Here is a 12,292-nt window from a genome sequence, read left to right as displayed (position 1 = left end):
CCTGAGTGTCGGCCGGGGCGCCAGGGCGTCTCAGGCCGGCCGCCAATTGAGGCGCATCGCCAGCCAGCGGCGCAGTTCCAACATCCTGGCCGCGTCGCAGGCCATTGTCGTCGTCGCCGCACTGGCTTCCGCACCGGCGAGCAGGCGCAGCCCGCGCGTCTGCGTCTGCAGATCCGGGGCGGCCTCGGTGCCGGCATGCCGCCACATCGCGACCAGCGTCGCCGGCGTCAACGGCGGCAGCACCAGGGCGAATTCCGTCACGGCCGCCGCCGCGGCAGCGCGCCAGGCGGCGACCAGCCCTGCCGTGGGGGGCGGCCCACGCAGCCGCCCAATCAGTTCAGGCGCGATCGGCAGGCCGGGCAGCAGCGGATCGCGGGCCGTGCCGCCCGCAGTCGGCATGCCCAGCGTGAACAAGGGGGCGGCCCCCAGCGCGGCGGCATCCGCCAGTTGTTCCCGTGTCATCGGGCCGCTGAGCAGCACCGCATCGGCGGCCTGGGTCGCCAGGGCCTGGCGCGCCGCGGCCGCATCATGGACACCCCGTACCGGCAGCGGCTCGATCCCCATCAGGTCGAGCCCGAGCAGGGCCGCCAGTTCGGGGCCGGTCTGCGAGGCACAGGCCACCCGCAACGATATCCCCGGATGCAGCGCCGTCGCCGGGATCCGGCTGCACAGCACGCCGGAGGTCAGGCCGGCGAGCACCGGCAGCCAGCCGGCCGCATCGAAACGGGCACGGGGGTCGCCGGCGAGCCACGCCAGCACGGTCTCGCCGGGCACCAGCAGGGCGGTGCCGCCATCGGGCGTGACGCGCGCGGTGAACTGATTGGCGGCGGTGACACCGTCCGCTCCCCCCCTGGAGAGATGCCGCAGCCGGGTTCCCGGCGGCATCGCGTCACGCAGCGCCGGCCCGATCAGCCCGGCCCAGCGCTCCATGCGACCGTCCTGTGGGCCGGGGACAAGCAGGCCGACCGTCTCCGGGAACGGCTCGGGCGGCGGGGCGCCAACGGGGGAAGCGGTGACACCGGTCGCGCGGGCAGTGCCGCTGAGCGCCATCAGCGCCGCGACACTGCGCAGCAGGACACGCCGGCCGGTTTGGTCGGGCGGAAGGCGGGTCGATGAGGACCCCGTCGGCGTCGGCAGGACGTCTCGCATCCAGACCCCCTCCCAGGCACAGGATCGCCTGTCGGCAGGGCGATCAGCCTTCTCCCTGCACCGGATGCGAGGGCTTGTCAAAATCCCCGGTCAGGAATCGTAGGAAACCAGGGTTTCGCAGGGCACGTCGAGGCGGCTGCGGCCCTGCAGGAAGGTCAGTTCGATCAGGGTGGCGGCCGCCGGGACAACGGCGCCGATGTTGCGCAGCAACTGGATGCCGGCGGCCATCGTGCCCCCGGTGGCCAGCAGGTCATCGACCACCACCACGCGCTGGCCGCGCTCGATGGCGTCGGCCTGGATCTCGATCCGGTCGGTGCCGTATTCCAGGCCGTAATCCAGCGGGATGGTCTCGCCGGGCAGCTTGCCGCGCTTGCGCAGCATCACGAAGCCGCAGCCCAGCTTCAGTGCGAGCGGGGCGGCCACCAGGAAGCCGCGGCTCTCGATGCCGGCGAGCAGATCGGGCTGGTGGGCGCGGACGGCGCGCGCCATGCGGCCCATCGCCACCTGCCAGGCATCGGCATGCCGCAGCAGGGTGGAGATGTCGTAGAAAAGGATTCCGGGTTTCGGAAAATCCGGGATGCTCCGGATGTGGTCCTTCAGATCCATCGGCTCGGCCCTCGTTGCCAGTGCAGCGCGTGTAGAACCCCCGCTCGGTCGCGGCAAGGCCGGTTGCAGGCGCGTGACGGTACCGGGACAGCGGAAAGCAGGGGATTCGCTGCGCCGCGATGGGACGCGCCCATCCTGGCATGGGCCACCCCGTATACCTGGATACCGGCGGCCAGGGCACGGTGCCGCGCAACCTGCCGGTTCCCGAGGCTTCGTCGAGGGTGCTGGCGCACACCAAAGGGGCGCGGTAACGGTGGGGGCATGTCACGCACCCCTCTCGCCCTGATCGCGGGCATCCTGGGATTTGGCGCCTACGTGGTGGGCGTGGTTTCCCTTGCCGACGCGCTCGCGCCCATGCATCCGCTGGCGGAACTGCTCTATTTCGGCGTGGCCGGGGTGGCCTGGGCCTTGCCGGGACGGTGGCTGCTGCTCTGGGCGGCCCGCCGGCGCTAGGGCGAAGTCGCGTGGCTTCAAGCAACCGTCATGATACTGTCATGGGATCGTCTCACGGAACGGCTACCCACCCCGCCGTCCGCAAGAAGAAGGAGGACCCGCGATGAACCGCCGCACACTGCTGGCCGGCGCGGCCGCTCTGGCTGCCGCGCCTGCCCTGGCACCGATGGCGCGCGCCCAGGCCGCCAGGACCCGGATCGTCTTCTGGCATGCGATGGAGGCCGCGCTCGGCGATGAGGTGAATCGCATCGCCACCGAATTCAACGCCAGTCAGCCTGCCTACGAGGTCGTGCCGGTCTTCAAGGGCACCTACGGCGAGACGCTGACGGCCACGATCGCCGCCTCGCGGGCCGGCCAGGCACCGCATCTGGTGCAGGTGTTCGAAGTGGGAACCGGCACCATGCTGACCGCCGGGCCGGCGGTGAAGCAGATCTGGCAGCTTGCGAAGGAGACCGGCGTCACCCTGGACCCTGCCGCTTATCTGGGCGGCGTGCGCGGGTACTATAGCCTGCCGGACGGGCGGCTGGCCTCGATGCCGTTCAACTCGTCCAGCGCGCTGATGTGGTACAACAAGGATGCCTTCGAGAAGGCCGGGCTCAATCCGGACGCGCCGCCTGCCACCTGGCAGCAGGTGGTCGAGGCCTGCCGTGCGCTGAAGGCCAAATCCGCGACCTCGGTGCCGATGACCACCGCCTGGCCGACCTGGATCCAGCTCGAACAATACGCGGCAATGCACAACCTGGTGTATGCCACCCGCGCCAATGGCTTCGAGGGGTTGGACACCGAGCTGCGCATCAACACCCCGCCTTTCGTCAAGCATATCCAGCGCCTTCTGGATATGTCGAAGGAGGGGCTGTTTCGTTACGGCGGCCGTGGTGACGCGCCCAACCCGCTGTTCATTTCCGGCGAGGCGGCGATTACCTTCGGCTCGTCCGGCTCACGGGCGAATATCGCGCGCGGCGCCAAGTTCCGCTGGGCGCCGGCGCTGCTGCCGACCGACCCGGAAGTGGACCCGAAGCCGATCAATTCGATCATCGGCGGCGCGAGCCTCTGGGCGATGACCGCCCCGGGGCGCAATCCCGCCGAGTACAAAGGCGTTGCGGAATTCCTGAAATTCCTGGCGGTGCCCGCGAATGACGCCACCTGGCACCAGCACACCGGCTATGTGCCGGTGACCTTCGCCGGCTACGAATTGTCGCGGCAGCAGGGCTTCTACGACCGCAACCCCGGCGCTGACCTGCCGATCAAGCAGCTCACCCGTGGGCAGGTGACGCCCAATTCGCGTGGCTTCCGGCTCGGGCGGATGCCGGAAATCCGCAATATCATCGAAGAAGAGCTGGAGCGGGCGCTGCAGGGCCAGCAGGGCGCGCAGGCGATGCTGGACACCTCGGTGGTGCGCGGCAACCGCGTGCTGCGCGAGTTCCAGAAATCGGTCAAGGCCTGAGCGGGCCAGGCGGGCGGCCGCATCGCCGCCCGCCGCCGTTTGCTGTCCATGGAACGTCGCACGATCTTCCCGGGCTGGCTGTTGCCGGTAGCCTTGCTGCTGCCGCAACTGCTGCTGACCTTCGTCTTCTTTTACTGGCCGGCCGGGCAGGCGGTCTTTTCCAGCCTCACACAGGCTGATCCGTTCGGCCTGCAAACCCGCTTCGTCGGTTTCGACAACTTCACCGATCTTCTGGCCGATCCGCTCTATCTTGAGTCGATCGGCCGTACCGTGGTGTTTTGCAGTGCGGTCACCGCGCTGGCGATGGGGGTGGCGCTGCTGCTGGCGCTGGCGGCCGATCACGAGATCCGCGGCCGCAATCTCTATCGGACCTTGCTGATCTGGCCTTATGCCATCGCCCCGGCGGTCGCGGCGGTGCTGTGGATCCTGATCCTGCATCCCCAGGTCGGCCCGGTCGGGCGCTGGCTCAACGGCATCGGCATTGCCTGGGATTTCCGGCTGAACGGGCTGCAGGCGATGCTGGTGGTGATCCTGACCAGTGCCTGGAAGCAGGTCAGCTACAATTTCATCTTTTTCCTGGCCGGGCTGCAGTCGATCCCGCGCAGCGTGCTGGAAGCCGCTCGGATGGACGGCGCGCGCGGCTTCTTCCGCTTCCGCACCGTGATCCTGCCGCTGCTGACACCGACCATGCTGTTCCTGCTGGTGGTGAACCTGGTCTATGCCGCCTTCGATACCTTCGGCACCATCCAGGCGCTGACCCATGGCGGCCCGGGCAAGGCCACCGAGACCCTGGTGGTGAAAGTCTACCGCGATGGCGTGGTCAATCTCGATATCGGCTCCTCCTCGGCGCAATCGGTGGTGCTGATGCTGGGCGTGGTGCTGCTGGTGATGCTGCAGTTCCGGCTGATCGGCCGGAGGGGCGGGGCGTGAACGGACGGACCGACTGGCCCGCGCATGCGGTGCTGCTGCTCGGCGTGGTGCTGTTCGTGCTGCCGATCTGGCTGGTGCTGGCGGGATCGACGCTGGATCCGGCCGCGGTCGATCGTGGGGAACTGTCGCTGATCCCGCGGCTGGAAGGGTTTTCCGTCTATGCCACGGTGCTGCGCGAGGGCGCGCCGGGGGTGGGGCCGGTGTGGCGGATGCTGCTCGTCAGCGCCGCCATGGCGCTGGCGATTGCCTTCGGCAAGATCGTCATTTCCATCCTCTCGGCCTACGCGGTGACGTTCTTCCGCTTCCCGTTCCGCCGGACCGCGTTCTGGATGATCTTCATCACCCTGATGCTGCCGGTGGAGGTGCGCATCATCCCGACCTACGCGGTGATGTCCGACCTGTCGCTGATCAACAGCTTCACCGGACTCACCGTGCCGCTGATCGCCTCGGCGACCGCCACGCTGCTGTTCCGGCAGACTTTCCTCGCGGTGCCGGACGAGCTGGTGGAGGCGGCGCGGATGGATGGCGCGGGGCCCTGGCGCTTCCTGGTGGACATCCTGATCCCGGTCTCGGCGGCCAATCTGGCCGCGCTGTTCGTGATCCTGTTCGTCTATGGCTGGAACCAGTATCTCTGGCCGCTGCTGGTGGCGACCGACCCGCGTCTCGACACCATCGTCATCGGCATCGTCAAGATGATCGGCAACGAGACGCAGACCGAATGGAACCGGGTGATGGCGACCGCGGTGCTGGCGTTGCTGCCGCCCGTCGCGGTGGTGATGCTGATGCAGCGCTGGTTCGTCAAAGGCCTGACGGAAGGCGACAAATAGATGACATCGCTGGTCCTGCAGGATCTGCGCAAGAGTTTCGGCGCGGTGCCCGTGCTGCACGGCATCGACCTGACCATGGCGGCCGGCGAGATGCTGGTGATCGTCGGTGCCTCGGGCTGCGGCAAGTCCACCCTGTTGCGGCTGGTGGCGGGGCTGGAGACGCCCACTGGCGGGCGCATCCTGCTGGACGGGCGGGATGTCGCCGGGCTCGACCCGGCGGAGCGGGACATCGCCATGGTGTTCCAGAACTACGCGCTCTACCCGCACATGACCGTGTTCGACAACATGGCGTATGGGCTGCGCATCCGTGGCCTGCCGCGCCCGGAGATCCGCCGGGAGGTGGAGCAGGCGGCGGAGATGCTCGGGCTCACGCCGCTGCTCGAACGCAAGCCGCGGCAGCTTTCGGGCGGGCAGCGCCAGCGCGTGGCGATGGGGCGGGCGATCGTGCGCCGGCCGAAGCTGTTCCTGTTCGACGAGCCGCTGTCCAATCTCGATGCCAAGCTGCGCGTGCAGATGCGTGCCGAGATCCGGCGGCTGCAGCGGCGGCTTGGCGTCACCAGCCTCTATGTCACGCATGACCAGGTGGAGGCGATGACGCTCGGCGACCGGCTGCTGGTGCTGCACCAGGGGCGGCCGGTGCAGCTTGCCACCCCCATGGACGTGTTCGAGCGCCCGGCCGATGCCTATGTCGCCGGCTTCATCGGTGCGCCGGCGATGAATTTCCTGCCGGCCCGGCTCAGCCATGGCGGCACCGCGGCGACGCTGGAACTGGGCGTGGTGCTGCCCTTCGCCGATGGCAGGCGCCCGGGGGCGGACGGGCAGCGCCTGACGATCGGCATCCGGCCGGAGCATCTGCGCCCCGAGCCCGCGGGGATCGGCATCGAGATCGACCTCATCGAGCCGCTGGGCTCGGAGACCGTGGTGATCGGGCGGCTGGCGGATGGGGAATTGCTCTCGGTCAAGCTGGCCGGGTCGGCCCCGGGCGGGGAGAGCATGACCGTCGCCATCCCGCCCGAGCACATCCATGTCTTCGATGCCGCGACCGGGTTGCGCGTGGATCCGGCCTGACAGCACCGACGCCCGAAGGGATCCGCCTCCGCCACCCCCTGCCGTGAGGCGGCAGATGCGGACAGGCGCACCTCAGAATCCATAGCGCAGGCCCACCATCAGATCGTGGCTGGCGGCATGGATATGGGCATGCAGGGGCTCGCTGCCGCCTGTGCCGATCGTGCTGTCGCCGGCGTCGATGTAGCGATAGCCGAGGTCGAAGGTGATGTGGGGGGTGGTTGCCCAGGAAATCCCGGCCCCCACCGACCATGCGAAATTGGTGGCGTTGCGGGCGTTGGAGAAGCTTTCCACCTCGCCCTGGCTGTCGAGCGAGAAGGTGCTGGCGTGGTTGAGGAAGGCCACGCCGATGCCGCCGCCGACATAGGGGGTGACGCTGCGGCCGGTGGGGATATCGATCCAGGCATTGGCCATCAGGGTCTGCAGGAACAGGCTGTCACGCTGGCTCATCCGGCCGGGGATGGTCATCGGCGTGCCGTTCCAGGTCATGTCATAGGTGACGTCGTGGCTGGCATCCGCCGTGGCGCGGTCACGGGCGACGTAGTCGAGTTCCAGGCGCAGCGGCAGCCGCAGCGCCGGGCGGAAATCGTAGCCGAGCGAGACGCCGCCGCCGAAGACCGGCTCCGTGCGATCCCCCATGGCCCAGGACTGCGCGGCACCGGAGTAGTCGTTCACGCCATCGGTCAGGCTGTAGGAATCCTGCAGGACACGACGGTCGCTGACGCTGAGCAGGCTCGCCCCGATTTTCGCGCCCACATAGATGCCGCTGCGGCTTTCCTCGGCCACGGCGGGGAAGGGGGCGAGCAACAACGCGGCGAGGAACGCCGGGAAATATCGCATGGCGAAGCTCATTGTTCCTGAAAAGGGTCGTTGCCGTATCGTTAGATGCAATTGATAATCATTCTTATGATCAGGTCAAGCCTGCCTCCTTTGCCCACGATGTGTCGGCAAAGAAGGGAAGGCGGAGGGCGGGGGGATTTTTCGTCCCGACCAGGGCAGGTCGCCGCGACCGGAAAGAATGCAGGATTAACGTGAAAATAATGAAATGATGACGTTTCCAGGCGGATCAGGCCGTAACGTTCCCTGATGTCCATAAGGACGGGCCAGGTTCGGGCGTTCACGATGATCGGCACGCAGGCCGTGCCGGCGATCGTCCGCGCGAGCGCTTCATCAGGGCCATCGTCCCTCCAGGTGACAGGGCTCCCCGAGGGATCGGCAACGCCGCTCGGCCGGCATGTCATTGCCGTGCTGTCCCGGTGTGGCGTGGACGTGACCGGAGCGCTGATCATCGACGTACGGCCCCCGCGGACAGAGGCAGGAGCGGGGCTTGATCTCGCTGTTGCGCTGGCCCTGCTGGTCGCCAACGGCACGATTGGGCAGGACCGGCTGGCGGATGTCGTCGCCGCCGGTGGCCTTGCTTCCGATGGGGGCCTTGAGCCGATCGACGATATGGACGCGGTGGCGATCCAGGCCGCTGCCCGTGGCCTCCTGCTGTTCTGCCCTGACGGTCAGGCCGAAGCGGCCGCCGCGGCCGGCCATGGTCATGTCATCGGCGCGCAGGGACTGGCCGCGGTGGTGGCGTATCTGAGCGATCAGCAATTCCTGCCGCCCTGGCAACAAGGCGATGGTGTTGCCCCGCCACGCTGGGGGGGGCTTGCCGAGCGTGCCGCCCCGGCGATCAGGCCGGTCATGCTGCCGGTTTCCGCCGATGGGATCATCCAGCCGCCCGCCCCGGCCTCGGCTGCGGTCGCCTCTCCCGTTTTTCCCGGCACGGGCCCCCAAGGCCATCGCAATCGCATGCGGGAGAAGGTGCTGATCCGTGGCACCGACGCGCTGGCCGACTACGAGCTGCTCGAGATGCTGCTCTTCCTGGCCTTTGCGCGGGGCGATACCAAGCCGCTGGCGAAGCGGATGATCAATGCCTTCGGCTCTTATGCCGGGGTGCTGTCGGCTTCTCCCGAGGCGTTGCTGGCCACGCCCGGCGTGAACGATCACGCGGCCACCGCGATCGCGGTCGTGCGCGCATCGGCCGAGCGCCTCGCGCGGGCCGGGGTTGCCGACCTGCCGGTGCTCAACAACTGGGACCGGTTGATGGCCTATCTCAATGTCACGATGGCGCACGCGCCGGTCGAGCAACTCCGGGTGCTGTTCCTGGACACGAGGAACCGGCTGATTGCCGACGAGGTGCAGGCCCGCGGGACGGTCAACCACACGCCCGTCTATCCACGCGAAGTGGTCAGGCGCGCGCTCGAACTGCACGCCACCGCCTTGATTCTGGTCCACAACCACCCGAGTGGCGATCCCACCCCGTCGCAGGACGACATCGCCATGACCCAGGAGGTGAGGGTGGCGGCAGGGGCCATGTCGATTGTCCTGCATGACCATGTGATCATCGGGAAAGGAAGCTGGTGCAGCCTGAAGAAGGAGCGGCTGCTGTAGGGGCCCGTCGCCTGCCAGGAGTCCTTCATGTCCGCGCATCCGCGCCCGGATGACGACGCCATCGGGGGTGGCACCATCCCGGGGGGAGCCTATATCCGCCTGAAACAAAGGGGATGGTTCCATGCGGCGCATCGTGTGTTGGCTTGGTCTGGCCATGCTGACGGCAGCGGGGATGGCGCGCGCCGAACTGCCCGCGGGGCAGGTCGCCCCCGACTTCACCGCGCCGGCCGCGATCGGCGGCGATGAGTTCAGTTTCACGCTGTCCGAGGCGCTGAAGCAGGGGCCCGTGGTGCTGTATTTCTACCCGGCCGCCTTTACGCGGGGATGCACCGCGGAGGCGCATGAATTCGCCGAGGCGCTTGACCGCTACAAGGCGCTTGGCGCGTCAGTGGTCGGCGTCTCCGGCGACAGCATCGCCACGCTCAAGAAATTCTCGGTCAGCGAGTGCCAGAGCAAATTCCCGCTCGTGGCCGATACCGATCTCAGGATCATGACGGCCTATGATTCCGTGCTGTTCCGGCTCACCGGCCATGCGAGCCGCACGTCCTACGTCATCACGCCCGACGATCGCGTGCTGTACGCCTACACGGCGATGAGCCCGGAGGATCATGTCGCCAACACATACAAGGCGCTGGCCGCCTGGCGGGCGCAGCACCCCGCCGAGTAGGCGGGCCATTGTCTGCCCGCCGTTTTCACGATCCGGTCGTCTCGCCAAAGGGCCGCGTCTGTGGATACGAAAGAGGGGCCGACGCGGAGGCGCTTTCTGCGCGCCGCGCCGGCCTGCCTGGCCCCCGTGGTTTCATGGAGCGGATCAGGCTGGCGCATTCCTACGCCATTTGGCGCTGGTATTCCGGTAAGAATTTTCAGGAATGTTCAACCCCCACATGGTCGGACCTTGATGGTGATCCGTTGGTGAGCCCGGATCAGCCGGTCACGGCATTCCCCAACGGGGGTGATGCCGTTGCGGGTCATGTGTGGGAACGAAGGGCTGTCTGCACTGGCCTGTCGGGACGGCCAGGCCATTGGAAAAACTGGTCGGAGTGAGAGGATTCGAACCTCCGGCCCCTGCGTCCCGAACACAGTGCTCTACCAGGCTGAGCTACACTCCGGCCGTGGGCGGGGCATATAGCCGCGCCTTGGCCGGGGCGCAAGCGGCTGCGAAGCGGAACCAGGGCTGTGGTTTCCCCGGTTTGCTCCGCGGCCCGGCCATGGCAGGGGCCGCGGCCCCGGGCCCTCAGAGCAGCGCCGCGGCGCCGCCCCGGGCCGCATTGAGGTGCTCCAGCCGCTCCACCGTGGCGGCGACGCCGTCCACCAGTTCGAACAGCTCGCGCACGTCCGGCTTGGCGAAACCGGCCGCAATCGCCGCATCCACGGCCGCCACCAGCGGTTCCGCCGAGCCGGCGACGTTGCAGATCAGGATCGGCTTGTCGTGCAGCCGGAGCTGGCGCCAGGTCAGGATCTCGATCGTTTCGTCCAGCGTGCCGAGCCCGCCGGGCAACGAAACGAAGGCGTCGGACAGCTCGAACATGCGGGTTTTGCGGCTGTGCATGCTGTCGGTGACGATCAGCTCCGCGACCCCGTCATGGGCCACTTCCCAGCGCGTCAGGAATTCGGGGATGACGCCGATCACATGCCCGCCCTGCGAGATCGCGCCATCGGCGACCGCCCCCATCAGCCCGACCCGGCCGCCGCCATAGACCAGGCGCATGCCGGCGCGGGCGAGGGCACGCCCCAGTTCGGTGGCGGCGTCGTGGAAGATGGGGGCATTGCCGGGATGGGCGCCGCAGAACACGGCGACGGCGTGGATGTCAGGCATGGCGCTGCTTCCTGCGTTCATCTGCAACTGCCGATGTCGGTTGCTCCAGGGGGGGGAGGCAAGCGAATTTGCGGCGATGCTTGTACCGCGACTGCGGCCGGGATGGAGCGCTGCGCTGCGCCTGCTGGATGCTGTGTCCGTCCCGGCCGCTGCCGCGCTGGCGTGCGCGTGTTCAGACCCGTGCCAGCAGCCAGACGGCGATGCCCGCCACGACGAAGATGGCCGCCGCCAGGATGGGGCTGGCCATGCGCGGCTGGCGGGTGGCAGCGGGCAGGCGCTTGATGCCAGTGATCATCGGCCGCACCAGGTCGTGCTTCTTCAACACCTTGTACGCCAGGACCGCCGCCACGTGCAGGATGATGACCAGCAGCAGCAGGTTGAAAGTGGCCCCGTGGATGAAGCCGGCGACCTTGGTCACGCCTTCGCCGACATATTTCACCAGGGGACCGGCGGCGGCGTAATCCGCGCCGTATTCCTCGGTATTGAACAGGCCCGAAACCACCTGGATGCCCAGCAACGCCAGCATGACCAGCACCACCCAGCCGCCGGCGGCGTTGTGGCCGATCTGTGTGTCGGGGGTCTGCTCGCGGAATTTGGCCAAATGCTGCAGGCCTTTCGCCGGGCTGGTCAGGAAGGCGCGGAAGCGCGCGGTCTCGCTGCCGACGAAGCCCCAGACCAGCCGGAAGATCAGCAGTGCCAGCACCAGGTAGCCCGAGATCAGGTGCAGCCCCATCCAACTGGCCTGGACGCTGACATAGCTCAGCAGCACCAGCAGCACGATCAGCCAGTGGAACAGGCGGATCGGCAGGTCCCAGACGCGCATCGGCAACAGCATCGTCCGGTTGAAGTCACGCAGCGCCATGCAGGCCTCCTCATTGCGAACCCGGCGCGACATTCTGGCGCAAGAACGCCGTTGGCGCGATGCCTCATGGCATGCGGGCTTCCGGATCCCCGGACGTCGCCGCGGCGCCGGCAAGACTGCCGGCCGGGCCTTGCGTCGGCCCGGCTATTCCGGGCCAATCCCGGGTGCTTCCGCACCCGCGGTCCCGGCCGGCTCGAAGGGCAGGGAGGCATCGGCAAGTTCGAGATACGGCGCCATCTGCAACAAAAACAGCGTGATCCCGGTGATCAGGGCCTCCGCGCTGGTCGGCAAGGTGATGGTGGCGCGGGCGTTGACCGCGACCCGGTGGTCGGGCAACAGGGCCAACCTCCATTCCTGCGGCAGCACGGTGCGCAGCGCCTGCAGCGCGGTGAAGGCTGCTTCACGCTGCGCGGTGCCCGGCGCCTCCGCGCGGCCGGTGCTGGGGATGCGCCCGATCACTGTCTGCAAGGCCAGCGTCCCGCCTGCCGCGTCGTGCGCGGCCAGCCGCGCCTGCAGCCGGTGGCCACGCCAGCGGACGTGGAAGGACGGGAAATGCTCGGGCGTGCTGGGGGCGAGTCGTCCATCCGGCTCGACCCTGAACGGTCCGATGGTGAAGGGAATGTCCAGCGGCATCGCGATCTCCTGCTCCGGGGCGATCCTTGCCGTGGCAGGGTGAAACATCCATAAACGCCGCCTTCCGC

Annotated in this window: 13 protein-coding genes and 1 tRNA gene; 7 read left to right on the top strand and 7 right to left on the bottom strand. The window is 68.2% G+C overall.

Translation table 11 applies throughout. The annotated features are described in order from the left end of the window. Window positions 1-30: 30 nt before the first annotated feature. Together NBY65_RS08320 and NBY65_RS08315 are read right to left on the bottom strand one after the other, a co-directional pair. Window positions 31-1,149 (bottom strand): hypothetical protein, encoded by a 1,119-nt coding sequence (locus NBY65_RS08320; protein WP_150040560.1) that lies wholly within the window; start codon window positions 1,147-1,149, stop codon window positions 31-33. A gap of 90 nt (window positions 1,150-1,239) precedes the next feature. Continuing rightward, window positions 1,240-1,755, bottom strand: a complete 516-nt coding sequence (locus tag NBY65_RS08315) for an adenine phosphoribosyltransferase (RefSeq protein ID WP_150040559.1) — start codon at window positions 1,753-1,755, stop codon at window positions 1,240-1,242. 261 nt (window positions 1,756-2,016) lie between these two features. On the opposite strand from NBY65_RS08315, the gene NBY65_RS08310 reads away from it, so the two are divergent. The 5 genes from NBY65_RS08310 to NBY65_RS08290 all read left to right on the top strand — a co-directional run bounded on the left by NBY65_RS08310 (window position 2,017) and on the right by NBY65_RS08290 (window position 6,477). Further along, window positions 2,017-2,208, top strand: coding sequence for a DUF2842 domain-containing protein (locus NBY65_RS08310; protein ID WP_162530517.1), 192 nt, complete (start codon window positions 2,017-2,019; stop codon window positions 2,206-2,208). Between the two features lie 103 nt (window positions 2,209-2,311). Continuing rightward, window positions 2,312-3,652, top strand: coding sequence for a sn-glycerol-3-phosphate ABC transporter substrate-binding protein UgpB (gene ugpB, locus NBY65_RS08305; RefSeq protein WP_150040557.1), 1,341 nt, complete (start codon window positions 2,312-2,314; stop codon window positions 3,650-3,652). Between the two features lie 48 nt (window positions 3,653-3,700). Then, window positions 3,701-4,582, top strand: a complete 882-nt coding sequence (locus NBY65_RS08300) for an ABC transporter permease subunit (RefSeq protein WP_150040556.1) — start codon at window positions 3,701-3,703, stop codon at window positions 4,580-4,582. Continuing rightward, complete coding sequence (ugpE, locus tag NBY65_RS08295) at window positions 4,579-5,409, top strand: sn-glycerol-3-phosphate ABC transporter permease UgpE (protein ID WP_150040555.1); 831 nt, start codon at window positions 4,579-4,581, stop codon at window positions 5,407-5,409. The genes NBY65_RS08300 and ugpE overlap by 4 nt, the downstream gene beginning before the upstream one ends. Next, window positions 5,410-6,477, top strand: a complete 1,068-nt coding sequence (locus NBY65_RS08290; RefSeq protein WP_150040554.1) for an ABC transporter ATP-binding protein — start codon at window positions 5,410-5,412, stop codon at window positions 6,475-6,477. It abuts the gene before it with no gap. A 72-nt stretch (window positions 6,478-6,549) separates the two neighbouring features. On the opposite strand, the gene NBY65_RS08285 is transcribed toward NBY65_RS08290, so the two are convergent. Further along, window positions 6,550-7,314: an outer membrane protein gene (locus tag NBY65_RS08285; RefSeq protein WP_162530516.1), complete on the bottom strand. Its 765-nt coding sequence runs from the start codon at window positions 7,312-7,314 to the stop codon at window positions 6,550-6,552. A gap of 282 nt (window positions 7,315-7,596) precedes the next feature. Here NBY65_RS08285 and radC point away from each other — a divergent pair, with 282 nt between their 5' ends. Then, the gene (gene radC / locus NBY65_RS34060) at window positions 7,597-8,913 is read left to right on the top strand and encodes a RadC family protein (RefSeq protein ID WP_162530515.1); all 1,317 of its coding nucleotides are present in this window, start codon (window positions 7,597-7,599) and stop codon (window positions 8,911-8,913) included. A gap of 121 nt (window positions 8,914-9,034) precedes the next feature. Next, window positions 9,035-9,580 (top strand): peroxiredoxin, encoded by a 546-nt coding sequence (locus NBY65_RS08270; protein ID WP_150040551.1) that lies wholly within the window; start codon window positions 9,035-9,037, stop codon window positions 9,578-9,580. 365 nt (window positions 9,581-9,945) lie between these two features. Here the strand turns inward: NBY65_RS08270 and NBY65_RS08265 are convergent. The 4 genes from NBY65_RS08265 to NBY65_RS08250 all read right to left on the bottom strand — a co-directional run bounded on the left by NBY65_RS08265 (window position 9,946) and on the right by NBY65_RS08250 (window position 12,224). Beyond that, window positions 9,946-10,022 (bottom strand) — tRNA-Pro (locus NBY65_RS08265). Window positions 10,023-10,147: 125 nt separating this feature from the next. After that, the gene (locus NBY65_RS08260; RefSeq protein ID WP_150040550.1) at window positions 10,148-10,729 is read right to left on the bottom strand and encodes an LOG family protein; all 582 of its coding nucleotides are present in this window, start codon (window positions 10,727-10,729) and stop codon (window positions 10,148-10,150) included. 172 nt (window positions 10,730-10,901) lie between these two features. After that, window positions 10,902-11,591: a cytochrome b/b6 domain-containing protein gene (locus tag NBY65_RS08255; protein WP_239002765.1), complete on the bottom strand. Its 690-nt coding sequence runs from the start codon at window positions 11,589-11,591 to the stop codon at window positions 10,902-10,904. Window positions 11,592-11,735: 144 nt separating this feature from the next. Further along, complete coding sequence (locus NBY65_RS08250; RefSeq protein WP_150040549.1) at window positions 11,736-12,224, bottom strand: hypothetical protein; 489 nt, start codon at window positions 12,222-12,224, stop codon at window positions 11,736-11,738. Window positions 12,225-12,292 lie beyond the last annotated feature (68 nt).

The organism is Rhodovastum atsumiense, assembly GCF_937425535.1.
Taxonomy (GTDB): domain Bacteria; phylum Pseudomonadota; class Alphaproteobacteria; order Acetobacterales; family Acetobacteraceae; genus Rhodovastum; species Rhodovastum atsumiense.
This window is presented reverse-complemented; position numbering and strand designations above follow the sequence as displayed.